Origin of the sequence: Rhizobium sp. 007 (assembly GCF_015353075.1) — a bacterium.
Classification (GTDB): domain Bacteria; phylum Pseudomonadota; class Alphaproteobacteria; order Rhizobiales; family Rhizobiaceae; genus Rhizobium.
In genome coordinates this window covers 1,473,614-1,497,588 of sequence record NZ_CP064188.1, presented here as the reverse complement: position 1 = coordinate 1,497,588, position 23,975 = coordinate 1,473,614, and the positions used below count along the sequence as shown (strand labels likewise).

22 protein-coding genes and 2 pseudogenes are annotated in these 23,975 nt (G+C 58.7%); 18 read left to right on the top strand and 6 right to left on the bottom strand.

Annotation, left to right across the window (positions count from 1 at the left end; genetic code table 11):
• Positions 1-339: 339 nt before the first annotated feature.
• Complete coding sequence (locus ISN39_RS28195; RefSeq protein ID WP_074071665.1) at positions 340-549, bottom strand: cold-shock protein; 210 nt, start codon at positions 547-549, stop codon at positions 340-342.
• Positions 550-867: 318 nt separating this feature from the next.
• Between ISN39_RS28195 and ISN39_RS28190 the strand changes: the two genes are divergently transcribed.
• The 5 genes from ISN39_RS28190 (at position 868) to ISN39_RS28170 (ending at position 4,057) form a co-directional block, all read left to right on the top strand.
• Positions 868-1,194 carry a hypothetical protein gene (locus ISN39_RS28190; protein ID WP_194731326.1) on the top strand — a complete coding sequence of 109 codons (327 nt, stop codon included), beginning with the start codon at positions 868-870 and terminating at the stop codon, positions 1,192-1,194.
• 481 nt (positions 1,195-1,675) lie between these two features.
• On the top strand, positions 1,676-1,936 hold the full coding sequence (locus tag ISN39_RS28185; RefSeq protein WP_194731325.1) for a hypothetical protein: 261 nt from the start codon (positions 1,676-1,678) through the stop codon (positions 1,934-1,936).
• 246 nt (positions 1,937-2,182) lie between these two features.
• On the top strand, positions 2,183-2,392 hold the full coding sequence (locus ISN39_RS28180; RefSeq protein WP_074073049.1) for a cold-shock protein: 210 nt from the start codon (positions 2,183-2,185) through the stop codon (positions 2,390-2,392).
• A gap of 188 nt (positions 2,393-2,580) precedes the next feature.
• Positions 2,581-2,940, top strand: coding sequence for a DUF6481 family protein (locus ISN39_RS28175; RefSeq protein WP_194731324.1), 360 nt, complete (start codon positions 2,581-2,583; stop codon positions 2,938-2,940).
• Between the two features lie 82 nt (positions 2,941-3,022).
• Entirely contained in the window at positions 3,023-4,057 is a 1,035-nt protein-coding gene (locus ISN39_RS28170; RefSeq protein WP_194731956.1) for a fatty acid desaturase, read from the top strand.
• A gap of 136 nt (positions 4,058-4,193) precedes the next feature.
• Here ISN39_RS28170 and ISN39_RS28165 read toward each other — a convergent pair whose 3' ends face one another.
• Positions 4,194-5,390, bottom strand: coding sequence for a GGDEF domain-containing protein (locus ISN39_RS28165; RefSeq protein ID WP_246763455.1), 1,197 nt, complete (start codon positions 5,388-5,390; stop codon positions 4,194-4,196).
• A 396-nt stretch (positions 5,391-5,786) separates the two neighbouring features.
• On the opposite strand from ISN39_RS28165, the gene ISN39_RS28160 reads away from it, so the two are divergent.
• The 4 genes from ISN39_RS28160 (at position 5,787) to ISN39_RS28140 (ending at position 10,024) form a co-directional block, all read left to right on the top strand.
• The gene (locus tag ISN39_RS28160; protein WP_194731955.1) at positions 5,787-6,566 is read left to right on the top strand and encodes a DUF1194 domain-containing protein; all 780 of its coding nucleotides are present in this window, start codon (positions 5,787-5,789) and stop codon (positions 6,564-6,566) included.
• A 1,116-nt stretch (positions 6,567-7,682) separates the two neighbouring features.
• Positions 7,683-8,096 (top strand): hypothetical protein, encoded by a 414-nt coding sequence (locus tag ISN39_RS28150; RefSeq protein ID WP_194731321.1) that lies wholly within the window; start codon positions 7,683-7,685, stop codon positions 8,094-8,096.
• Between the two features lie 67 nt (positions 8,097-8,163).
• Positions 8,164-8,412 carry a hypothetical protein gene (locus ISN39_RS28145; RefSeq protein ID WP_194731320.1) on the top strand — a complete coding sequence of 83 codons (249 nt, stop codon included), beginning with the start codon at positions 8,164-8,166 and terminating at the stop codon, positions 8,410-8,412.
• A gap of 529 nt (positions 8,413-8,941) precedes the next feature.
• Positions 8,942-10,024, top strand: a complete 1,083-nt coding sequence (locus tag ISN39_RS28140; protein WP_194731319.1) for a YihY/virulence factor BrkB family protein — start codon at positions 8,942-8,944, stop codon at positions 10,022-10,024.
• Between the two features lie 137 nt (positions 10,025-10,161).
• Here the strand turns inward: ISN39_RS28140 and ISN39_RS28135 are convergent.
• Positions 10,162-11,015, bottom strand: a pseudogene (locus ISN39_RS28135) (acyl-CoA thioester hydrolase/BAAT C-terminal domain-containing protein).
• Between the two features lie 202 nt (positions 11,016-11,217).
• Between ISN39_RS28135 and ISN39_RS28130 the strand changes: the two are divergent.
• Positions 11,218-11,619, top strand: coding sequence for a hypothetical protein (locus tag ISN39_RS28130; protein WP_194731318.1), 402 nt, complete (start codon positions 11,218-11,220; stop codon positions 11,617-11,619).
• A 470-nt stretch (positions 11,620-12,089) separates the two neighbouring features.
• Here ISN39_RS28130 and ISN39_RS28125 read toward each other — a convergent pair whose 3' ends face one another.
• From ISN39_RS28125 to ISN39_RS28115, 3 genes are all read right to left on the bottom strand, one after another.
• Positions 12,090-12,659 carry an MBL fold metallo-hydrolase gene (locus ISN39_RS28125; RefSeq protein WP_246763454.1) on the bottom strand — a complete coding sequence of 190 codons (570 nt, stop codon included), beginning with the start codon at positions 12,657-12,659 and terminating at the stop codon, positions 12,090-12,092.
• A 182-nt stretch (positions 12,660-12,841) separates the two neighbouring features.
• Positions 12,842-16,060 carry an adenylate/guanylate cyclase domain-containing protein gene (locus ISN39_RS28120; protein WP_194731317.1) on the bottom strand — a complete coding sequence of 1,073 codons (3,219 nt, stop codon included), beginning with the start codon at positions 16,058-16,060 and terminating at the stop codon, positions 12,842-12,844.
• A 371-nt stretch (positions 16,061-16,431) separates the two neighbouring features.
• The gene (locus ISN39_RS28115) at positions 16,432-16,611 is read right to left on the bottom strand and encodes a hypothetical protein (protein WP_194731316.1); all 180 of its coding nucleotides are present in this window, start codon (positions 16,609-16,611) and stop codon (positions 16,432-16,434) included.
• Positions 16,612-16,777: 166 nt separating this feature from the next.
• Here ISN39_RS28115 and ISN39_RS28110 point away from each other — a divergent pair, with 166 nt between their 5' ends.
• The 8 genes and pseudogenes from ISN39_RS28110 to ugpC all read left to right on the top strand — a co-directional run bounded on the left by ISN39_RS28110 (position 16,778) and on the right by ugpC (position 23,943).
• Positions 16,778-17,272 carry a DUF2937 family protein gene (locus ISN39_RS28110; protein WP_246763453.1) on the top strand — a complete coding sequence of 165 codons (495 nt, stop codon included), beginning with the start codon at positions 16,778-16,780 and terminating at the stop codon, positions 17,270-17,272.
• A gap of 75 nt (positions 17,273-17,347) precedes the next feature.
• Positions 17,348-17,675, top strand: a pseudogene (locus ISN39_RS28105) (helix-turn-helix domain-containing protein); the annotation flags it as partial.
• Between the two features lie 171 nt (positions 17,676-17,846).
• Entirely contained in the window at positions 17,847-18,569 is a 723-nt protein-coding gene (locus ISN39_RS28100) for a FadR/GntR family transcriptional regulator (protein ID WP_092588266.1), read from the top strand.
• Positions 18,566-19,732 carry a PLP-dependent transferase gene (locus ISN39_RS28095; protein WP_194731314.1) on the top strand — a complete coding sequence of 389 codons (1,167 nt, stop codon included), beginning with the start codon at positions 18,566-18,568 and terminating at the stop codon, positions 19,730-19,732. Before ISN39_RS28100 ends, ISN39_RS28095 begins: the two co-directional genes overlap by 4 nt.
• Before the next feature lie 37 nt (positions 19,733-19,769).
• A complete protein-coding gene (locus tag ISN39_RS28090) occupies positions 19,770-21,029 on the top strand; it encodes a sugar ABC transporter substrate-binding protein (protein ID WP_040116535.1) in 1,260 nt (419 codons plus the stop codon).
• A gap of 86 nt (positions 21,030-21,115) precedes the next feature.
• Entirely contained in the window at positions 21,116-22,048 is a 933-nt protein-coding gene (locus ISN39_RS28085; RefSeq protein WP_194731313.1) for a sugar ABC transporter permease, read from the top strand.
• 4 nt (positions 22,049-22,052) lie between these two features.
• Positions 22,053-22,883 (top strand): carbohydrate ABC transporter permease, encoded by an 831-nt coding sequence (locus ISN39_RS28080; protein ID WP_194731312.1) that lies wholly within the window; start codon positions 22,053-22,055, stop codon positions 22,881-22,883.
• Positions 22,884-22,887: 4 nt separating this feature from the next.
• Complete coding sequence (gene ugpC / locus ISN39_RS28075; protein WP_194731311.1) at positions 22,888-23,943, top strand: sn-glycerol-3-phosphate ABC transporter ATP-binding protein UgpC; 1,056 nt, start codon at positions 22,888-22,890, stop codon at positions 23,941-23,943.
• Positions 23,944-23,975 lie beyond the last annotated feature (32 nt).

The window sequence follows — 23,975 nt, the reverse complement described above, 5'->3', positions numbered from 1 at the left end:
CGAAAGTGTTCGCTCATTCGTCGTTGCGCGGTGCCGCTGCCCTGATGGCTTCGAGAAGGTTCTCATAGGTGTAGAATATGCTGGTGTACTCATTCTTAAGGCGGTGAAGCAGGACCAGCTACTTTGAGTCGACGTCTTGCGCCCGCCGTCGCAGAGCTTGCCCCGGTCGAGATTCACCTGGTCGGACGCAGAGGAAGAAAAGAGCCGCCAGTGAAGCAAGCAATACGATCCGGCGATTTGCTTTGGCATGCACGCCTCGCTTCGGCCGCAGGCGATGGTGGCGTACGGGGCACCGTTCGAGCCAAAACGCTTCTTCCTGGGGTGCCTGTCTTCCTTTATCTATAGTACCTTCAGGTTCTCGGCGGACGATTTGCCTGACCGGTGATCCTGGACGATCTCGTAGCTGATCTTCTGGCCTTCGCTCAAGTTGGTAAGACCCGACCGCTGGACGGCGGAAATATGAACGAATGTGTCGGTTGAGCCATCATCGGGCTGGATAAAGCCAAAGCCCTTGGTTTGGTTGAAGAACTTCACTGTCCCCGTCGGCATTTTCCGATCCTCATCTTTGGAAACTCATTCAAATACATTGGAAGAACGCTCATGCGTTGACAAGTGGCAACTTCAGTCCGTCCGGTTGTCGAAGTCCCTTTCTGCTGAGATCGCCTGCCGGTACCAACGACCTACTCGTATCGCCGGCGGCGGCAGACCTCCACGAAAAATCCCGGCTGCATCAGACATCGTCGGGTCTAGGTGCGGCCATCCGCCAACTCCCTGCGGCTAGCCCGGACTACCTCATGTTGGTGAGTCGACACATAGCCGTTATAAAGGATCGTGGCATGGTTGGCTCGATACGAATCGGAGTTCTGCATGAGCATAGAAAGCCGTCGGGTGGCTGTCACAAAAGCATTTGGGCGCGCGCGCAGGCTCGGTCTCGAAATTGATGCCGATCCAGCCTTTCATGCCTTGATCGAATGCTGGGTCACGGGTGAATTGACCATGCCACAAGCTCGCGAGCGGTATCTTGCAGTGCTGAAAGAGCGGGAACAGTCCCGTCGCGAGCGAGGACTATCTGTTCGTCCGGATCCTGCGGTGCCCGAAGAAGAGGCAAAGCCCTCGACGGGAGAAGTGGGAGCCGGGGACGAACCAAGTCTGCAGAGCGTGCGAAAACGACGCCGGACGCGAAAGCCCAAATGACTGCCTTTCGTGAACTCCGGCCGATGACTTTATAAATGGTCGTGGTGGTTGGCGCCGGAGGTGCTTGTTGCGAAGATACGCTGTGGCGGCGCCTTGAAAGGGGCGGCCCGCGTCACCATGTCATTGTTACGCTTTCAGCCTTTCGGCTTCCTGATCTCGCCGGCTCGGCCGGCTGCTTGGCTATCCGAGAACTGCGAACGTCCCGAATTCCGCCCTGGCGGAAGATAATTGCGCTGAACGCTATTGCCTCGCGCATCCACGTTTTAGGATACCTTTATGATAGACACGACCCGCCACACGGCGGAAAGCCTGTTCCGGCGCGCAGCGCCAGAAGGTTCGAATGCTGCCAAGCTAGAGGCCATACGCGCCAGGCAGATCCTCAGAATGAAAGAACGCAGGCCCGTTGAAAGGCAGCAGCGGCTCGAAAATCGCACAAGGAGCGCCAACCTCGTGACGTTATTTGCCCGTAAGGAGCCCACGCATGGCGCCGTTTGATTACAGTGCTGCTGCAGGACTTTATCCCTGCAAGACGGTAAGGAGAACGAGCCACCTTCGATACAAAAGGTTTGATTCAGCCGCTGAAGCACTCCGCTTTGCGATAGAGGACATGCCTGTCTCGATGCTTCGCGGTTCCGTTCTGGAAGTTGAGGAAGCCCGCTTCGATGGTCAGCAGATGCAGACGTTTTACGAAGCCGATGCATATCCTCTGCCCAGGCGGAAGGAAGAACTGAAGCGCGTATGATTCCCTCAACCTGGCTGGCGCGACTGGTCTCGTCCTATTCTATCAAAAGTAGTATCACCTTTAGGTGCCAAAACAAGAAGTTGACGTGACGATCAAAGCGTCTATACTCGCACAATCGATACTTTGTTTGCCGATATTTGTTTTTGCTGCGCCTCGCGCTTCGTGACGAACTTCCCTCTCTCAAAAGTCGAAAACCCGCTGTGCATCGCTCAGCGGTGAACAATGTTGCTAAAGAAAGGGTTCGTTATGACGACCGGCACGGTTAAATGGTTCAATTCCACCAAAGGTTTCGGCTTCATCCAGCCTGATGATGGCAGCGCCGATGTGTTCGTTCATATTTCGGCTGTCGAACGTGCAGGGATGAATTCGATCGTCGAGGGCCAGAAGCTCGGTTTCGAGCTCGAGCGCGACAGCAAGTCGGGCAAGATGTCTGCCAGCCAGCTCAGGGCCGCCTGAGCTTTAGCCGCCGATGACCGCGGATGTACCGGTACGGCGGCACGAAGCTTCAAGGGGCCAGGCTCGTGTCTGGCCTCTTTCCGTAATGAGGCTCCTTCAGGAGCGCACGATACCAGCGCGCCACCGGCCTTCTTTGGGTGCGCATTCATTCCACGCATGCTACCTTACGAGATCCAAAGGAATATCTGTTGAGACGTCCCACCGACAACGGCTTTGCCGAGCGCCGCAATGCTGCGGCTGATGCCAAACGAGAGCTTCTGGCAAAGTTTGCCTCCGCACCGAAATCGGCTGATCCCGCCATGCAGGAGCGACTTGCCGCGCGTGATGCGGTGACCCAGGCCCGTGAGCTCCGTCGTGCCGAACGGGAAGCATTGAAGGCGGCACAGAACCGGCGAATTCTTGCCGACGCGGCGGCCGAGGAAAAGGCAGAAGCCGAATCTCGTCAGGCAGAAATTGCCGATCAGGTTTCACGCGCCGCGGCCGCCGAAGCCGCACGCAAGGCCGAACGCGATCGCCGTTATGCCGCACGCAAGGCTCGTCAAGCCTGACGCGCAAACCACTGCGTTAATGGGCGCAAACGGGTCATGCGCGCACAGATGGTGCAAGATGCGCGAACAGGAACTGCTTTTGATGAATGCAAATGTCTATACACCTGCCTCACTTGCTGAAGACAATGTCGCAGCTTGGTTGAAAACCCTGGCGAAATACCGTCAGCCGCGGGTTCGTCGCAGCGCCTTCGAGCTGATTGTCACCGTCATCCCGTTCGCAGGGTGCTGGGCTGTCGCCTATTTTTCCCTCGCTTACGGATTCTGGTACGGGCTGGCCGCAGTCATTCCGGCTGCAGCCTTCCTGCTGCGCCTGTTTATGATCCAGCACGATTGCGGCCATGGCTCGTTCTTCGCCCGTCGCGGCATCGACGATTGGACAGGGCGTGTCATTGGCGTGCTTACGCTGACCCCTTACGATTATTGGCGCCGTGCGCACGCCGCCCATCATGCATCGGCTGGCAATCTGGACGAGCGGGGTGTTGGCGACATTACGACCCTGACGGTTGCAGAATACCGTGCCCTTTCGCCCATGAGACGGCTCGGCTATCGCCTCTACCGGCATCCACTCGTGATGTTCGGCATCGGCCCGGCCTGGCTCTTCCTCTTCAAGCAGCGCCTGCCAATCGGAATGATGAATTCCGGAGCGCTTCCCTGGGTGTCGACAATGGGCACAAACCTTGCCGTCGCCACACTCGCAGGCTTGATGATGTGGATTGTGGGGGTCTGGCCGTTCCTGCTGATCCACCTGCCGATCGTGCTGGTGTCGGGTGCGGCCGGCATATGGCTCTTCTACGTCCAGCATCAGTTCGAGGATACGCACTGGTCAACGGGCGACGACTGGCGGTTTCCGGAAGCTGCCCTTCACGGTGCGTCCCATTACGACTTGCCGCTGGTGCTGCGATGGATGACCGGCAACATCGGCATCCACCACATCCATCACCTGTCGAGCCGCATACCCTATTACCGGCTGCCCGAAGTGCTGCGCGACTATCCGCAACTTGCTGGAATCGGGCGCATTACACTTTGGCAAAGCCTGCAATGCGTCGGGCTTGTGCTATGGGATGATCGACGCCAGAAACTCGTTTCATTTCGTGACGCCGCGACAGCGGCGGCTTAATCCCGACACGCGGGAATCGGGCTCGGTTCCCGGTGGAGCGGCCGCGGCTGTCTTCTAAAACCAGCGTGACCGCGAAGACGAGACTATGATTGAACATTACTGACCGAGATTCCACTCCGTATCGGGACAGGCGAGCTTAGATGCTCGATGAAACCGGTCCATGGAGCATCACGCGATTGCGACCGGCCTGTTTCGCAAGGTAAAGCGCCGCATCGGCCTGACGCTGAAGCTGCTCGGGCGATGCCGCCTCTGCGGCTGGAGCCTGTACCGCCACTCCAATGCTCAGGGTGACGTAACGGGAGACGCGCGATCCAGGATTGGCAAAGGTGCCGGCTTCGACGCTCTTGCGAATTTGTTCAGCCACAGCGATGGCTCCGCGCGCGTCCACCCCTGGAAGCAGAACAAGGAACTCTTCGCCGCCGTAGCGCGCCACATGATCCCGATCGCGCCTCACGCAGTCCTGGATAATATCGGCAACCTCGACGAGACAGCGATCGCCCTCGGCATGGCCGAGACGATCATTCAGGTTCTTGAACTCATCGATATCGCACATCAGCATGGCTGCGCCTGCAGGGCATTTGGTGCCGCCGCCCCAGAGGCGATCGAGTGTTTCCATCATCCAGCGCCGGTTTGCGATCCCGGTTAGGGGATCGGTTCTTGCGAGATGCTCAAGTTTGCCATTTGCGTCGGCCAGTTCGGCGACACGGCTGCGGTCTCGAAGCTCAAGAAGGAAAGTCTTCTGGGCAAGAATCGTCATGGTCCGTCTGGCAACGACCGTTGCAATGATACCACTGGCGAAAAACAGCGTCGCAGCCACGGCGCTCCCGATTTCAAGGCCCGGGTTCAGCAACTGAAAAACGAGATAAAGGCCGAGCGCCAAAACGGCGATCGTCACCGTCCAAGCCAATGGTATGCCAAAGATGATGATGGCTGTAATCGCCACGAACAGCATGATGTTCAAGTGCCGCTCGTAGAACTCGCCACCCGCGCTCACACCCACCAATGCGATCGACAAGAGAATGAGGAACATGCCGGCAATCAGCGAGAACCCTTGGAGCCAGGGCGCGCGCGGCCTTTGCCAAACAACGGCGATCGCCATAGCGACTGCCGGGAGGATGCTGCTCGGCGGGAGCATCGGCAGGGTGACGGCTCTTGGAAGCATCAACATGTTGAGCGACAGCGTCAGCACATCCAACAAAGCTACCCATATCATCCAGGCGCGAACGATCTTGGCCGTTCGCGACCAGGAGCGCTCCCGAAACAGGCGACGAAGCTCGCCTTTGAGACGGATGTCACGTGTACGGCGTGTGAGAAGCCGTTCAACTTCCGCCATGGCAGCTGGGTCCTGCACGTGAAGCGGCACCTGTTTGGACGTATTCAACGAACCGATGGGAACTGCATTCTCCTGGACATCCATTTGAACCCAACTAGCGGAATATCTGCCGCAGGCAAGCATGGCAGGGCGCCCTGAAAATGGATTGCCATGATCGCAACCATTTTCGTGTTCAGCCGCAAATTCGTGCGATCAGTGCCGCTGTACACCCGACAACTTTGCAGTTCGTGTCGATCCCGGTCGTCGAGATCGGGACTGATCACGCGTCGGATGTCGGCGACAGAGCCAGATTTCCCTCTCTCACTGAAAGTTGAAGGGACGCAGGCAGTCGAGGGTCATTCTCGGACCAAGCTGTGTTACAGTCCTTTGCGTGAATAACGCAGTGATTGGTTGACGATGTTTACGACGCTTGCGGTTCTCATCAGCCTCTCCGGTCTCGCCTCGACAGTGGCGCAAGCTTCGGAAGGCGAGGTCGATGTCGAGCTTGTCCTTGCTGTCGATACCTCACGGTCCATGGATTATGAGGAAGTTCGCATCCAGCGTGAGGGCTATATCGAAGCGCTCAAGCACAAGGAATTCATCGACGCGGTGAAGGGCGGTCTCACCGGCCGCATCGTCATCAGCTATTTTGAATGGGCAGGCTATGTTGTGCCCGATTCCGTGATCGAGTGGCAGGTAATCGAGACGCAGCAGGATGCGATCGATTTCGCCGATAAGCTGGAAGCGCGACCGATCAGCACGCAGCGTCGTACATCGATCTCCGCTGCGATAGCCCAAGGCGCCACAATGATAGTCTCCAGCCCCTATGACGGCATGAGGAAGGTGATCGATGTTTCCGGGGACGGGCCAAACAATTCCGGCGATCCGGTCATGTCCACCCGGGACAAGGCGTTAAGGGCAGGCATCGTGATCAATGGTCTCGCAATTATGCTGAGACCTGCCGAGGCTTCGAGCGGGCTCGACAAATATTATGCGGATTGCGTAATCGGCGGCCCCGGATCCTTCATGCTGCCAGTTCGCAAGATCGAGGATTTCGCCGTTGCTGTGCGCCGTAAGCTAGTCATGGAGATCAGTGGCCTTACCCCGTCGGCGGTGATGCAAAAAATTGCCGGCGACATACCGGCTACCGACTGCATGATTGGCGAGAAGCAGTGGCAGGACCTGTTCAACCGCTGAGTTTCACTGTCCTCCCATCCCGTTTCCGTTCGGTACTTGCAATTGCGTCTCTCAGTCCGCTGGCTCTACCGGGCGACCGGTTCTTCGTTCGGCGACAAAGAGCCCGTGACGGCGGTGCTCACCAAAAATGCGCTTTCGGCAACTTGCTGAACGCCGGATATTTATTGAACGAACGCCCGTCGCTGACGCTCCATTATCTATCGCGCAGCCCCCATACCTTCTATCACCAGCTTCACGCCAAACGGCCCCTGTTGCCCGGTCGATCCATTGCTTGGAATGCAGGTAAACGGAACGCGGCTTTCTGGACGAGAAAGCGAAAGCGACAATCGCGTACCAGACGAATTCGTTGCAGAAGAGCAAAGGCGGCAGGACGATCAGCATCCAAAAGGGTGGGGACGCCGGAAGCATCGCCGCAAACATCCATGCATAAAAGATTGCGGTTTTCGGATTCGCGAGCTGTACCAAAAGCGCTCGGACAAAGGCTCTCCGCGATGAGCCTTGATGTGTCGGCATGTCGTTGGCGACAGGGTCGGCGGCGGCGCGCCAGATCTTGATCCCAATCCACAACAGATAGGCGCCGCCTGCGACGCGGAGCGAGAAATCCAACACGTGGAAGTGGCGCTCAGATAGCGTCAGCCACGTTCTTAAGTCCACGCATAAGTGAGCTGTCAGAGGCCACTCCTCAGGGAGTGGACTGGCCAGGGTGTTTCGCTCGCCCCTTATAACGGGCCATCACCAAACGAACCTGATTGAAGTGGAGCTGGTCCGCAAGGACCAACTAGCGAGGATCTCGACAGGTTGAGGACCTGGAAAGCCACAGCTGCTGTATATGTCGGACAGGGCCGGATGTCGCAATCCTTACCGAAGCGGTACATTGCAGATCCGCTACTACGAGGTTCTGCCTGACGACACGTTCTACAGCGCAGCCGTTGGACTCGACCACGAAGGTTAATGACGTCGCCGCGAAGCTGATCGAAGCTTCGTGGGCCGTCTGGACTGCGCGGCATAAACGCTCCGTCATCAGCAATTCGACTGCGAGGTCCACAGGCTAGTGCGCTTGAACGCAGGACCGGCTGCTCCAGTTAACGTGGAAAGACCACATCACGGAGACCGCCCATGCCGCCTCGCAAACGAACCGACACCGCGCCCTTGGTTGCCAAAGGTGCCAAGATCGGCGAGCCCGTCCCCAAGGCGATTGTCGACACCAACACCGCCGCGGTAGGCATTCCGCCTCAGCCGGACTATGATCCTCGCGAAGAAATCGGCGCCCTGCGCAAGCAGATGGAGGCGTTGCGGCAGCAGATTTCCGACGCCGCGCAATCCGTAAAGGGTGGCGCAAGACAAGCCGCACGTCAGACTGAAGCAACGGTTAAGCTCTATCCTGTTTCATCACTCCTGGCCGCCGCTGCGGTCGCCGGTGCGTTTGCCTTTGCGATCGCCGGTCTTCGATCATCGACGCCTCGTTCACGCTACGACCGGGCTCTCGACGAAGTACGCGATCTTTACGACCGTATCCGCGGCCGTCTTTAGTCACATTTAGGGATTGCCTGTTGATCGATTCTCCCTCACGCTGCGTCATGCAAGCGAGAGGACACGCATGCTCGAAGTCATTATACGCCGCAGCCTGGACATCGTCGACCGGACAGAACGCTTGGTCGAAAAGGCGAGAAGGCTGATCGGAAGTGGAAGTCTCGACGACGTCGAGGTATATCGAATTCACACGGAGATCGAGCGCCTTACGGACCTCGTCTTCATCATGGACGACGCAGCGCGGTTGCTCCGCCGGACGTTCGAGCAACGTCCAGAGATGGCTCGTGCGTATCCCGCTCACGTGACCCTGCAGTAGAACCGCCACACCCCGATAGGACGCACGCTGCTGTGCTCATTCTGGCGCCTCTGGTGCCGGCTCCCTGACAGTGCTTCCGCGGCACCGGAAAAGTCCGGGACGGTGGGGTCGCTACCTCCTTGATGGCTGCCATTCTTCACTATCTGCCGACACAAAGAGGGTCGCAGGGAGGGTCGCAGGCGCGAGGTTTCACGTACCATACCACCGGAGAGGAACAAACCTTCCAATTGATGGTTCATGAGATGCGGTAGGCCGCCATGCCGCATACTGAAACCGAAACACGAACATCTTGGCGAAGCCGCCGACGCGGAGAAAACACGGTTGCGGCCCAGCTGTCTTCGATGATGGATCATGACCGAAGATTGCATCCGACGTCTCTAACAAGGCTGTTTCAGTCGCGTCCGACGTTCATGGTGCTTCCAAGGCCGGGTGGTCGAGGAGGGGGACAAATCTTAGGGTGAGCAAGGGGAACCGCGATCCCAATAAGAAGCGTGGCCAACCGCAATTACCCTCTGAAATGGAATTACCTATGCTCAGTCGTCCGCACATTAAGCTGTCGAGCGTCGCCACCCTCCTTGTCGTGGTGGGCGGTGTACTCGTCGCACTGAAGGGCGCGCATGGAGCCACGCCAGACGGATCAGTGGAGACTGAGCTCGAGGCTGGTCGAGGAAGGGACGCAAGCGTCCCCGAGGCGATACCCGTGAAGGGCCTGCGCGATGTCTTTTGGCGGGTGGTTCACGAAGTCATCGATGATCGTGTGACACTCATAGCAGCCGGAGTGACGTTCTACCTCTTGTTGGGTCTTTTCCCCTCGCTGTCGGCACTCGTCGCGCTTTACGGGCTGATTGCAGATCCGGCCACCATGGCTGGCCACCTCCGGGAACTGTCAGGACTGCTTCCGCCGGGCGCGTTCGATCTCATCGCCGATCGCATCAAGAGCCTCGCCGAAAGCCGCGATTCGACGCTTGGCATCACTTTCTTCGTTGGCCTTGCCATCGCCCTGTGGAGCACGCATAGCGGGACGCTGGCGATCTTCGATGCGATGAACGTGGCCTATGAAGAAAAGGAAAAGCGGGGACTGGTCAAGCTTAACCTCGTAGGGCTGTGCTTCACTTTCGGCGCGATGCTCTCTGCCGCCACAATAATAGGACTGGTCGCTGTCATGCCTGTGGTGCTTTCCTATCTTTGGCTCGACCTATTCAAGGAGCACATGGCCCTGCTTCTGAGGTGGCCGTTGTTGCTTTTGATCGCAGCCGCAGCGACCACCGCCGTATACCGCTTCGGTCCGAGCCGCGAGCCCGCCAAGCTCCGATGGATGACGTGGGGTGCCTTTCTCGTGACCTTTTCATGGTTTGCGATGTCGGTCGGATTTTCGTTCTATCTCAACCACTTTGCCAACTACGACGCGACCTACGGCACCCTCGGTGCGCTGATCGGTTTCCTGGTCTGGATTTGGCTGTCGATCGTCATCCTGATCGTGGGAGGCGAGCTGAATGCCGAGCTGGAACACCAGACGGCGAAGGACACTACCACGGGGGCACCATTGCCGATGGGATCACGCGGAGCCTATGTGGCGGACACTCTCGGCGAGACCGCAGACCGGCTGCGCTGACCAGCAGGGACGCCTTCGCAGCCAGTTTGGCACGATTGAAACCTTCGAGACCCGCTGCCACCTTCCGGTCAGTTTTCCTGCAGACGGTCCAGGAGCTGGCGAGATGCGCAGGAGACCAGCGCGTGTCCAAACGATGGTTATGCGAGCCTGCCCAAAATATTGGCAAAGGCAACCCAAGCAGCCCTCCCCAGTCGCGTATCAGCTTCATCGCTGCCCCCGTGCGCATGCAGTGACGATCTTGGCGTTGTTTCCGCTGGAAGGAGGATACGATGACCAGCCTCTGGATCGCAAATCAGCTCGGCTTCTTTCGCGAACATTTGTCGGCGATGAAGAACTGATCTCGCAAAGCTCTCCGAGGGCCACAGGGCGTCACTACCGCCAGCGATCAGAACTATATTAGCCCGGCTTTGTTCGACGGGAATGGTGGCAGCCGGAATCGATTTGGCGAAGCGTTGAAGACAGTGCTCGAACAAGCTTCGATAGGAAACCAGCCCGTTCGCGTATTCCTTTGTCCATGAAGGATCGGTGGGTACGAAGGGCAGGGGCTCGCTCTTTCATGTCCACGATGAGCGCTCCGGCCAGGCGATGCCGTCACGGCCCGGTCCGATGTTTCCCCAGACAACGGACGTTGGGCTCATGGCAAGACTGCGTCGACGCGCTCATCGCGAGTAGCGACAAGCAGAGCAGCTTCCGCACCTTTTGATGTTCCGACTATGGCGATCAGCTTGCAGCCGCGTTTCTCAAGTTCGTCGATTGCCTGGACGAACATCTCCAGCGGGACTTCACAGATTCCTGGGGCTTGGCCCTCGCCGCCGAACCAGCGCAGGGCAAGCGACGTGACGCCGATGCTGGCGAAGAGCGAAGCACGTGGAACATCGACACGCCCGCTCGATCCGGCGAGAACAAGGATTCCCCATTCTGTCCGCCGGTCAGGCTCAAGCAATATTCCTTGGACGTTTCCGGATAGATCGATCTGGATACAGCTCGCCATTGAACAGCCTTGATATGTTCATCTTTGTTTTTGGCAGAGGCCAACATGCGATTCCCAAACGCTACCGGCTTCTGAATGGTTGCTCGAAGCAGTGTAAGAATCGGAAACACTTTGTGACTAAGTTACTCCGAATGCTACGTTTTTCTATCTTGTCGTCCTAACGGTCCTGACGGATATTAGCGAGCGATAAGAGGTAGCCACCATGATCAGAATGATTAATGACCCGGCAGAGCTTGCGGGCGAGGACATCACAGGCAAATATATACTGCGAAAGTTGAACTACCACTGGTTTGCCTACGGCAAGGCCGCCATGGTCACCGCGTGCAAGGGGACCATTCTGCACCTCGACCGTGAAGAGACTGTTTATTCGGAACGCTGGGGTCGCCGCGCCTATACTGGCACTGGCAAACGTTATCCAGGCGGCGTGTGTCCTATCTCGGCAGTCGCCTGCGTCTGTGACACGCCAGACGATGTCAACGCTGTTATCCAGCTGGACGTTGAAGCGCAGGACGAATTCTACCAGCTGATCGCCAAGACTGAAGCCAGGGTTCATGATCTAGCCGCTTCCTCACAAAATAGCTTCTTTCTAGCGGCTGCCGAATAAGGCGGGGGCGGGCTCCTCGGCAATCGCTGGAGCGCTATCGGAACAGTCGTTGGTGCCAGGTCTCTAGTTCGCCTATTCGTTAAGGGTCTGGTCGTCTGCGCCCAGCGAAGAAGGCTCTGGCTGCCACATTCTACGACGTTGCGTCCGTTTATTGGGTATCCCCACGGTGACACGCAGACCGTCCAGGCCTTCGATGGCCTCGACATTTGTACGCGTCCTGTGAAGCGTTATCGCCGTCTTTGACGGTGCCGGGTTCACCACTGTCGGCCAGGACCGCTAGGCCGTTGCGACAGAGCGAACAATCGCCGCTATTTCGCCAGCCTGGTGTCTTGATTGTTGATATGGACGGCCACGTCGGCACCTTCCTGGGCGAGCAAAATCGCTATCGCCCTGCTCAAGCCAAGGCTTCCACCTGTCACCAACGCTCGCTTTCCAACGAAGCTACGCGACATCTTTCGCTCCTTGAGTTCTCAAATGTCGAACTGGTAGCTTGCCGGTTCGAACGGATAGCCCTCGGTGCGCTTCTCAAGGAAACCAACCGATGGGTGTGGCATGTGGTAGCCGATAAAGGGTACCCGATCCGTCGCGATCATATCCAGGACCTTTTGTCGGGTAACGGCTGCTCCAGCCTTATCCATGTCAAAACGGACCTCCCAGTTGGGCCGCTGGAGACCGACTGCGTAGTGCACGACCGTGTCAGCAGAGACCACGAGGCGACGTCCCTCGGAATCGACAAGCAAGATCATGTGTCCCGGCGAATGACCAGGTGCTGATACTGCCGTGATGCCAGGAGCGATGGTCTGCTGGTTGGTGACGAACGTCGTCTTCGCAGCGACTGGCTTCACGCGCTCCAACACCTGGAGATGGTTGCCTTCTGTAGCTGTGCCTACTCGGGCATCAGAAATCCAGAAACCATACTCAGTCGCATTAACAGCATATCTTGCTTTGGCGAATGCTTCAGAACCCGCCTCGCGCAGTCCGCCAATGTGATCCCGATGAAGGTGGGGCGATGGCGCCGTTGTGCCGTCAGAAGCGGCCACTCCGCCGACGCGACCACCCGTTCTGTTATCCGCATAAGGCGAGCGCCGATTGCAGCAAATGCTTCAAATGCCTGCGCGTCGATATTGGGACTTACACGAGGCGGCTCCAGGGGATGAACAGAAGCGGCTTGTGCGGACCGCAATTGCTCCGAAAAGGCGTGCGATCAGCATGTGGCTGTTGTCTAAGATCCGTCGTCTGGAGGTTGTCGAGTCGGCTCGGATCGACGCTCCGCCAGCCGCTCTCGCGCTCGAGCGATTATCCGCGCTGCCCAGGCAAGGGGTTCTGAGCGGGTATAGTCCTCGAGCAGGTTGGCATGGCGCTCCACCGCTTCCCAATTGCCCCCCTTGATGCAAGCCTCGATCGCAGATTTCCTAAACTCCAGTTGGTTGAGCACCGCCGCTCCTTTTGCGAGCAGTCCCTCTGCCTCCGCGAGCGACGATGCCCGGACTTCCGGATCGTCGGTGATCAACGCCAGCTCGCCCAAAATGCGTGGCCCCGCGAACGCCATTCCTGTCTCGCGTGCAATTGCGAGCGCCTCGTTCACTTGATGAAGCGCGCCATCCATGTCACCCGTGAGGCGCAGCAGGCTGGCGCGATTATATAGACCGACGGCCAGGAGACGCCTTGCACCAAGAGATTTCACCAGCGGCAAGCCTGCGCCCAGGTGATCGAACGCTTTGCTGTATTGTTGCAGCTCGCGGTAACAGAGGACGGCGGCGTTATGCGCGAGACTCTCGCCCCGCTTGTGCCCAACCTTCCCCGCCTCATTTATTGCGAGCAGGGCGGTGTCCAGAGCCGCCGAGGTGTCACCTGAGTAGTATTGCGCTGTCGCCGCCATGGGGCGGTTAGCCGCAACAATCCCGACGAACCCGTGCTCCTGGGCCAGCCGCACACAGCGGTCAAACAGCTTGTAAGCAGACACCATTCTCGCGCGAACGAATTGGACGTCGGCCAGCCCGCCCATCGCCATCGCTTCGAGCTCGACCGAACCCGCCTTCTTCGCCAGCTCCAGCGCCCGCTCGTGCTCGCGGCTGCAGGCTTCGGTGTTGCCGCTCGGAAAGTAAAGATTGCCGCGCAGGAAGTGTATGCGAGCCAGCTCCGCCACGAGGCCGAGCTGTGAAGCGATGCCCTCAGCCTGCTCCAGGTCAGTGAACGCTCCGTCCATGTCGTCGATCGTGCGTCTCGCTCCTGCACGGTCGATCTGGACGCGGCACCGAGCTCGATCGTCGGTCGCTGACGCCAGTGCGAGGTCGTAGGCTGCCACTGCTTCCCGGATCCGGCCCAGCCGTTCAAGGATTTCGGCCCTGGAGTGGGCCAGCTCGTAACGTTGGCCTCGGGCAACGACAATCTCGAGACCGCGGTCTGCGAGCGGAAGCGCGGTCTCGTACCGATAGCTCCCGACCAGCATCTGAGCTGCTGACAGGTAAGCTGCCGCTGCCCTCGGGTCCTCGGCGCGGTCGAGATGTTCCGCGCGCGAAACCGCATCTTCATTGGCTGCAAACCATTCGGCGGCAGCGAGATGCAAGTCGTGTCGCCGACTCCGCAGCAGCGTCTCGTACGCTGCATCACGAAGCAGCACATGACTGAACAGAACAGCCTCGCCATGCGCTCTTAGGAGGCGATGCTCGAACAGATGGTTTGGAGTGTAACTAGAATCCCCCAGGAGATGCCGCAAAGCCCCAAGCTCGAACCTCTGGCCCAGAACGGAAGCAGTCTGGAGAGCCGTCTTGTTATCGCTGTCGAGCCGGTCAAGCCGAGCCTGCATGAGGCTCTGCACCGAGCCGGGAACTTCCACGGTCCCAACCTTTTGCTGCGTCTCGGCGAGGAGCTGTTCGAGGAACAGCGGATTTCCTGCGGCCCGCTCGACGCAGCGTTCCACGAAGCTGCCGCTCGTCGCGAGCAGTCCGCTCGCGAGCGCACGTGCATCTTCGAGCGGCAGAGGTCCGAGATCGAGCGTCACCAGCGGCACTTCGGCAACTTGCTCGCGCCACGTGGACCCAAGAGGATCGCCTTCACCGCGCGAGGTCATGGCAACGATAGTCATGCAACGAGCGGACGCGGCCGCGATTGCCGCGAGATGGGCGAGTGTCATCTCATCGGCCCAATGAATATCCTCGACGACGATGAGGACAGGCCGCTCGAGGCTTGTTCGCTGTACCAGGCCTGTGACGGCCGTGATCCTGCCCGCCCGCAGGGTCTGGTTGTCCATGGCATTCACGAGAACTCGAAGCTCGGGGGGCTGAGGCAGATCAAGGAGATCGTTCAGGAAGACGACTTCGTCTTGATCGACGAGTCCTTTGGCGTGTGCCAGTTCAAGGGCAGAGCATCTCGCCGACGCCGTATCGGCCAAGCTGATGTTCAGAAGGCTGCGTACCAGAGCGCCAATCGCGTCACGCCCCGCGCCACTTCCAAAGTCGAGAACGAGGGTCGTATGGCAATCAAAACCATGGTCCTGCGCGACTCGTTGGAACTCCTCGACCAATCGAGTCTTGCCAATTCCAGCCTCGCCGCGGACGAAAAACGCCTGGCCTCGGCCAGATGATCGACATCCCGCGGCTGCTGCCGTGAAAATCTGAAGCTCTGCCTGACGGCCAACGAGTGGTCCTGCTTTAGCAGAAACCTCCGTCGTGCATCGAAGTAATTGCCATGCTCTTACAGGTTCTGCGAACCCTTTCACGGTCAGAAAACCCGCGTCCAGGCAGTCAATCTTGCCACGCGTGGTTCTCATGACGGCATCGGAAATAAGGATATCATCAGGCAGTGCCGCGGCCGCGAGTCGCGAAGCGAGGTTCACGGACTCGCCCGTAACCGTGTATTCGTGGTGGCTGGCGCTCCCAGTCGTGCTTGCAATGACCTGACCACCCGCGACTCCCGCATGAACCTGGAGCCTGCGGCCGTGAAACTCCGCGAGTTCTGAAACAGTATCGCGTATTTCCAACGCCGCATGTACTGCACGAAGCGCGTCGTTTCCGTACGCTATGGGTGCACCGAAGACCCCCATCACGCAGTCACCGATGTGCTTGTTCAGGTATCCGCCGTGATTCACGATAATAGGATCAACACGCTCGAAGAAAGCGTCCACAAGCTCATGCAGTTCTTCAGGGTCGAGCTCTCGACTGAGGGCCGTAAATCCAACCATGTCTACAAAGATTACAGTTACCTGCCGACGCTCGCTATCCACCCTGCGCGGTGCCAGGGCCGGCCGATCCTCGTCGCGAGGTGTTCTTAATATCCTGATGGCGTCAAGAAGCTTCTTGCGGTGGCCGAGCGCTGAGACACCCAGGTGGCGCAGATCCTGATCTGTTAGGTCACGCAGGACATCACCATCTATCGCGTTGTCTCGAAACGCATCGATGTACTGCTGGAGCTTCAATGAGCGCAACCAGTTGGCAACGTCCACCTGCCTGTCCTCTCAGGTTCAAGGCGACTGCTGAACTTTTCTGACGTCCGAAATTGAGCCTACTCGCGCTCAAGACGCCCCTCACAATTTTTAGCTCGCGAGGCTTCATATATTAGCATAGCGGCATAGTCGCAGGGAGACCGCGGAGCAAAGGATCGAACCACAACAGCAATTCCGGATGGGCCTCGCCGATGCACGACGCGTGCTAGAAATATTGACTGTAGAGACAAGACGATCATGTCGGCTCGCACCACCGGCTGGGCGTCGCAAATGCGGCACCTACCAGAGTAGCCAATTTGTGCGCCGCCGCGCCCAATGCGACTTCAAGGCCGATATTCGGATATGCACGGAGCTACCGATTTCATGACGGATCAAAGGGCGACGCCGGTCACCGGGTCGACGATAGGTCGCTCGTTCTCGTCCCGCGTACCGGCTGGCGGAACCGCGGGTGCCATCGACTCCTTGTTAGCGGAATCAGGCTTCTCGGGCACCGGCTTGACGTCTTTTGGACGGCGCTGTTCCCGAGTGGCGTTCGTGTCGTTGGTGCTCATGGCAATCTCCCTTGTACCAAGAACACCGATGGTGGCAATCTAGTTCCAGGAAGCCGCCACGCACGCAAGGATCTGACAAATTTCATCGCTCACCACGCAACCATCCGTGGATCGCGCCGTTTCGATATTGAACCACGCGAGGCTTCGGATGGGACTTCTGGCACGAATGTTGACAATAGTCATGGTGCTACTGGGTGGCGTCGTTTTCTCGCAAGGACCTGAATTTGCCCAACAGTACCGCCAGCGCATCGGTGGGGCCCTGGACGAATTGAGGAAGATCGTCGATGCATTTGATTCCCAGGCCGTCCAAAACGGCCTCGACCGTCAGGAGGCCCTCAGCGTATATGCAGCCTCTCCTGAAGTCTTCCTCCGTAATCAAGGCGACGCGATGCGCCGGATATTCGAGCGTTACGACAGGCTTTCGGCACAGCAGCGGGAGTTGGCACTGGAGCCTCCAGTCACTAGACCATTGCTGCTGCTGCGCCGCCCCGACCTGACACTTGCCAAGAACACTTGGAATGACTTCGTTCCAGCGGTTCCAGTCGATCTGGCAGGGCTGATCTGGGGGGCAGCGGGATGCGTCTTGGGCTGGGCAACGGCAGCCGGTTGCGGTGCTGCGAGTCGTGGAATGACACGGGCGGCACGCGTCCGCAGGGCGTGATCTGGCAGAGAATTGTGCCGCTTACCATGAATTGCCTCGGCCGGGTCGGGTGCCTGACGCGGGTGGAGCCGGCGAAATCGAAATACGGTTGGCAAATGGAGACGACGCTTTCTTAGAGATCGGCTCGATGGTCTGCTCGACGAAGTTCGCCCTGGTCGGCCGGACGATTGACACGACGATCAGATTGCTGCTGTGATCGAGCGCACGCTGCGTTCAACGCCAAGCGATGCGACCATTGGTCGATCCGCTCGATGGCAGCGGCCACAGGCTTTTCGCACACGACGATCCGCCGGAAATGGACGCCTTCGGCTTGCAGCCTCATCGCACTGAGACGTTCAAGCTTTCCAGCGACCCTTTGTTCATCGATAAGATCCGCGAAATCGTCGGTCTTTATCTGTCACCGGGCTATCGTTACTGGTGCTTTGAGGCCCTTTTGGAGGTGCAAAAGGACATTGTGGGGGAGCGGGTTCATCTACTTCAGCTGCCCCACCTTGACGGCACAGGTTCTTTGCGAAATGCTAAGACGTCAGACCAATTTGAAAAGCTGCTGCTTTAAGAAGTCAACTGGGGAACCATGAAGGCAAATGTCGGCGATACCCCCCTGATCCGGCCGCTTCCCGCCATGGATCGTGCGCGTCAGGTGACTGAGGCGCTGGCTCATTATGTTGAGGCGGCGAAGCTTAAGGCAGGCGACAGGCTGCCTGCCGAACGTGAACTTATGGCAGCCCTTGCTGTGGGTCGTTCGACTATTCGCGAGGCGATCCGGCACTTTCAGGCGCTTGGAGTGATTGAGACGCGCATGGGAAGCGGCACCTATCTCTTGAAGCCGGTTTCCAAGGCGACCATCCACATGCCGCTGTCACTTGACACGGCGCATCTTCGTGATGTCCTTCTGCAGACGCTGGAGGTTCGCCGCGGCATCGAATGCGAAGCAGGCATGGTGGCTGCGCGGCGCAGAACGGCCAGGGACCTCGCCGTCATCGAAGAGAAGCTCGATGAAATGGAGCGCGTGCACCAAGCGAAGGGCACGTCCGGTCCCGAAGACCTCGCCTTTCACATGGCTGTTTATGACGCAACCCATAACCCGCTGTTCGGCCAGCTTCTTGAGCAGATGCGCGAGACGTTCGAGCGCTTTTGGACTCATCCATTCGACCGGGAAGACTTTGCGCGCCGGTCCTTTCCGTTCCACCGCACGCTTTTCAACGCCATCGTTGCCCAGGACGCCGAGGCTGCCCGCGAAGAAACATTGAAAATCCTCGAGGTTGTCGAGGAAGACATCAAGGAAATGTCCAAATGAGCAACGGCTTGGAACCCTTCGAGCTTGCTTCACTGATCACCGCCCATGACGAGGGCAACTTCGCTGATGCGGTCGTTCCGCCGATTTTTCAGACGTCGCTTTTCACCTTCTCCGACTACGATGACATGATCGCTTCCTATCGCGGCGAGAAGGTGCGGCCGATCTATACGCGTGGGCTTAATCCGACTGTGCGGATGTTCGAGGAGATGCTTGCCAAGCTCGAGGGCGCGGAAGATGCCCTCGGCTTTGCGAGCGGCATGGCGGCGATCTCATCGGCGGTCCTGAGCTTTGTAGAGCCCGGTGACCGGATCGTAGCGGTCAGGCACGTCTATCCAGATGCTTTCCGCCTGTTTGGCACGATCCTGAAGCGGATGAGGATCGAGGTCACCTATGTCGACGGGCGCGACGAGGAGGCAGTCGCCAAGGCGCTGCCCGGTGCGAGGCTCTTCTACATGGAAAGCCCGACGAGCTGGGTCATGGAGGTCCATGACGTTGGCGCGCTTGCGGCGCTCGCCAAGCGGCATGGCGCCGTTACGATGATCGACAACAGCTGGGCGAGCCCCTTCTTCCAACGGCCGCTGACATTAGGGGTCGATCTCGTTATCCATTCGGCCTCAAAATATCTCGGCGGCCACAGCGACGTCGTCGCCGGCGTCATTGCCGGTTCCAAGGAGATGATCGCGCGCATCAAGGCCGAGGCCTATCCCTATCTCGGCGCCAAGCTTTCGCCCTTCGACGCCTGGCTTCTCATCCGCGGCCTGCGGACGCTGCCGCTTCGCATGAAGGCCCACGAGGCTGCGGCGATGGCCATCGCCCAGCGCCTGCAGAAATTCGATGTCGTCGAGCAGGTCTGTCATCCGGGACTTTCCAATCGTCTGCCCACTGGCCTCAACGGCACATCGGGGCTCTTTTCGTTCATTTTCCGCGAAGGTGTCGATATCCGCGCCTTTGCCGACCACCTCAAGCTTTTCAAACTGGGTGTAAGCTGGGGTGGGCATGAAAGCCTGATCGTACCGGGCGAGGTTGTGCTCCAGCAGAAAGCGCAGCCGAATTCCGCGCATGCCTTTGGCATTCATCCGCGGTCCGTACGCCTCCATGTCGGCCTCGAAGGAACCGAGGCACTGTGGGGGGATATCGAAGAGGCGATTGCCGCCGCTTCATAACCGTCAACTGAAAGAACACCGAAAAGGGGGAATGAGCATGAAGAGACTGATAACCGCAACGCTCTTCGCAGCGATGATGGCAGGCACGGCCTTTGCCGATACGACGCTGAAACTCGTCGAAGTCATCACCAGCCCGGAGCGCACCGAGACCCTCAAATCGATCGTCGGTAAGTTCGAGGCCGAAAACCCGGGCACCAAGGTCGAAATCATCTCGCTACCGTGGAACGAAGCCTTCCAGAAGTTCGCGACAATGGTGTCGGCGGGCGATACGCCGGACGTGATGGAAATGCCGGACACCTGGCTTTCGCTCTACGGCAACAACGGCATGCTTGAAAGTCTTGAACCCTATCTGGAAAAGTGGGAGCACACCAAGGAGCTGACGCCGCGCGCGCTTGAACTCGGGCGCGATGTCAAGGATACGGCCTATATGCTGCCTTACGGCTTCTATCTGCGTGCCATGTTCTACAATAAGAAGTTGCTACAGGAAGCAGGCGTTGCCGAACCGCCGAAGACGATGGACGAATTTTCCAAGGCCTCCGAAGCGGTCTCCAAGATCTCCGGAAAATACGGCTACTGCATGCGCGGCGGCCCGGGCGGCTTGAATGGCTGGATGATCTTTGCAGCCTCCATGGCAGGCGACAACAAGTACTTCAACGAAGACGGCACTTCGACCATGAACAGCCCCGGCTGGACAAAGGGCATCGAGTGGATGGTCGACCTCTACAAGAAGGGCTATGCGCCGAAGGACAGTGTGAACTGGGGCTTTAATGAGGTCGTTGCCGGCTTTTATTCCGGCACCTGCGCCTTTCTCGACCAGGATCCGGATGCTCTGATTGCCATTGCCGAGCGCATGAAGAAGGAAGACTTCGGCGTCATCCCGCTGCCGAAGGGGCCGGACGGCAAATCCTTCCCCACGATCGGCTATGCGGGATGGTCGATGTTCACGACGAGCCAGAACAAGGACCTTTCCTGGAAGTTGATTGCAACGCTTGAAGGTCCGGAAGGCAACATCGAGTGGAACAAGAAGATCGGCGCTCTGCCGGCCTATACTGCGGCCGAGAAGGATCCCTTCTATGCCGGCGACCAGTTCAGGGGCTGGTTCGAGGAACTGGCTGACCCGAACACGGTTCCGACCGTCATGCCGACCTACCTCGAAGAATTCGCCTTCTTCAAGGATTCGCTGGCGATCAAGACCTCGCAGCAGGCACTTCTTGGCGACATTACGCCGAAGGAGCTGGCCGATCAGTGGGCCGACTACTTGACCAAGGCGCAGCAGAAGTTCCTGGCCAAAAAGTAGGAGCCAGGGGCGGCGGAGCGATCCGCCGCCGATTCTTCCCGACGAGACAGACGGCGCCATCAGCGCCGCGAACCGGAATTTGGCCGATGACTATGATCGCCGACACGTTGAACAGGCGCCACGATCGCAGGCCGTGGCTGAAGCGTCTTGCAGATGCCTCGGAGCCCTATCTCTACAGCGCACCGTCGCTGATCCTCATCATCGCGGTTATGTTGGCGCCGCTGGCGGTGGGCATTTCCTACGCCTTTCGCGATATCCAGCTTCTGAACCCATTTTCCGGCGGTTTCATCGGGCTTGAGCACTTCCGCGCCCTTTCGAAAGATGCGGCCTTTTACGGCGCGCTTCGCAATACGCTATGGTGGACGGGCGCTTCGGTGATCTTGCAGTTCATCTTCGGGCTCATCCTGGCGCTTTTGCTCGATAAGCCGTTCTGGGGCAGGGGCATCGTGCAGGCACTCGTCTTTCTGCCCTGGGCGGTTCCGTCCTTCCTTGCGGGCCTCAATTGGGCCTGGCTTTTCAATCCGGTGATCGGGCCCATTCCGCACTGGCTCTTCGGCCTCGGGCTGACCGGCGCGCCTGGCAACATTCTTTCTGATCCGCAATATGCGATGTGGGGACCGATCATCGCCAATGTCTGGTGGGGCATCCCGTTCTTCGCGATCACGCTGCTCGCAGCGCTTCAGGCAATTCCTCGCGATCTTTACGAAGCCGCATCGATCGATGGCGCCGGCTGGGTCCAGCGCTTCCGTTCGATCACGCTTCCCTTCCTTGCACCGACGATTGCCATCACCGTCTTGCTCCGCACCGTCTGGGTATCGAACTTTGCTGATCTCATTGTCGTCATGACTGGCGGCGGGCCGGCGGACCGGACGCAGATCGTCGCCAGCTATATCTTCACCCAGGCGTTCAGACGGCTCGATTTCGGTTATGCCTCGGCGATCGCACTGGTTCTGCTCGCACTGCTGCTTGCCTATTCCATGCTGATCATCCTGCTGCGGCAGACCCTGCTGAAGGATTGAATAGATGAGACGATCCACCGTTGCGACCACCGCCCATCGGCTGGCAATCCTCTGCTATATCGGTTTCGCGCTCTTTCCGCTTTTCTGGCTTCTGAAGGTCTCGGTCACCCCGAACGACCTGCTTTATAGCGAGGGCGTGCGCATGTGGCCGTCGCGTACGACATGGGAACATTATTCCTTTGTGCTTCAGCACAGTGCCTTTCCAACCTTCTTCAAGAACAGCCTCATCGTGTCGGCCTCGACGGCGGTGGCGGTGACGATCTGCGCGTCGCTTTCCGGTTATGCGCTGTCGCGCTTCAATTTCCGCGCGAAATACTGGATCGTTGCGCTGATGCTTTTGACGCAGATGTTCCCGCTGGTCATGCTCGTCGCACCGATCTTCAAGATACTCTCGCCGCTGCACTTGACGAACAGTCTGACCGGCCTCGTCGTCGTCTATACCGCCTTCAACGTGCCCTTCGCGACGTTCCTGATGCAATCTTTTTTCGATGGCATTCCAAAGGATCTCGAGGAGGCTGCGATGATCGACGGAGCGACGCTGTTCACGGCCTTCCGGCAGATCATCTTGCCGCTGACGTTGCCGGGGATCGCGGCAACCCTCGGGTTCGTCTTTACCGCGGCCTGGAGCGAACTGCTCTTCGCGCTGATGCTTATCAACGGCAATGACGCGGCAACCTTTCCGGTCGGCCTTCTTACATTCGTTTCGAAATTCTCCGTGGATTTCGGGCAGATGATGGCGGCGGGTGTCATGGCACTCGTTCCAGCCGGCCTCTTCTTCCTGCTCATTCAGCGTTATCTCGTCCAGGGCCTGACGGCCGGCGCGGTCAAGGGTTAGTCACATGGCATCGATCGATATCCAGAACATCAAGAAGGCCTACGGCCACGTCCAGGTGCTGCATGACGTTGATCTCAAGATCAAGGATGGTGAATTCGTCGTCCTCGTAGGCCCGTCGGGCTGCGGCAAGTCGACCCTGCTGCGCATGATCGCGGGGCTCGAAGAGGTCACTGGCGGCGAAATCCGCATTGCCGGGAACCGGGTCAATGAGTTGCATCCGAAAGACCGGGACATCGCCATGGTGTTCCAGTCCTACGCGCTTTATCCCCATATGAACGTCGCCGGCAACATGAGTTACAGCCTAAGGCTCAGGAAGACGGCGAAGGAAAAGATTGCGAGCGCCGTTGCAAATGCCGCCTCCAAGCTCGGCCTCGATCCGCTGCTTGAACGGCGGCCAAAGGCACTTTCGGGCGGGCAGCGGCAGCGTGTCGCCATGGGTCGGGCCATCGTTCGCCAGCCCAAGGCCTTCCTTTTCGACGAACCGCTCTCGAACCTCGACGCACGTCTTCGCGAACAGATGCGTGCTGAGATCAAGAAACTGCATGCCGACCTGAAGGCGACCTCAATCTATGTGACGCACGACCAGATCGAGGCAATGACGCTCGCCGACCGGATCGTCGCCATGCATGGCGGCGTGGTGCAGCAGGTCGGCAGCCCCCTCGAGCTTTACGATCGGCCCGCCAATCTTTTCGTCGCGGGCTTCATCGGTTCTCCCGGCATGAATTTCTTGGATGCGACATGCGAGGCGGGCGGGGTCAGGCTGAAGGACGGGACGCTTGTTCGGCTGTCGGCGCCGCTTGCCCTTTCGAGCGGCGCGAAAGTCACGCTCGGCATCCGCCCGGAGCATGTGGTCATGTCGGATCAAGGCGGAATGCGTGCCGAGGTCGAGCTCGTCGAACCGACCGGCTTCGGCATCATCCTGCATCTGTCGCTGCATGGCCTGCCTTTCAAGGTCTTCACGCTGGATCGCGAAGCGCTGACGGCCGGGCCCGAAGTCAGCGTATCCTTTCCGGCGCAGCATCTGCATCTATTCGACGGCGAGGGAAATAGGGCTGGCTGACGTATCTTTTCCGCCTCGACCGATCGCCGTGG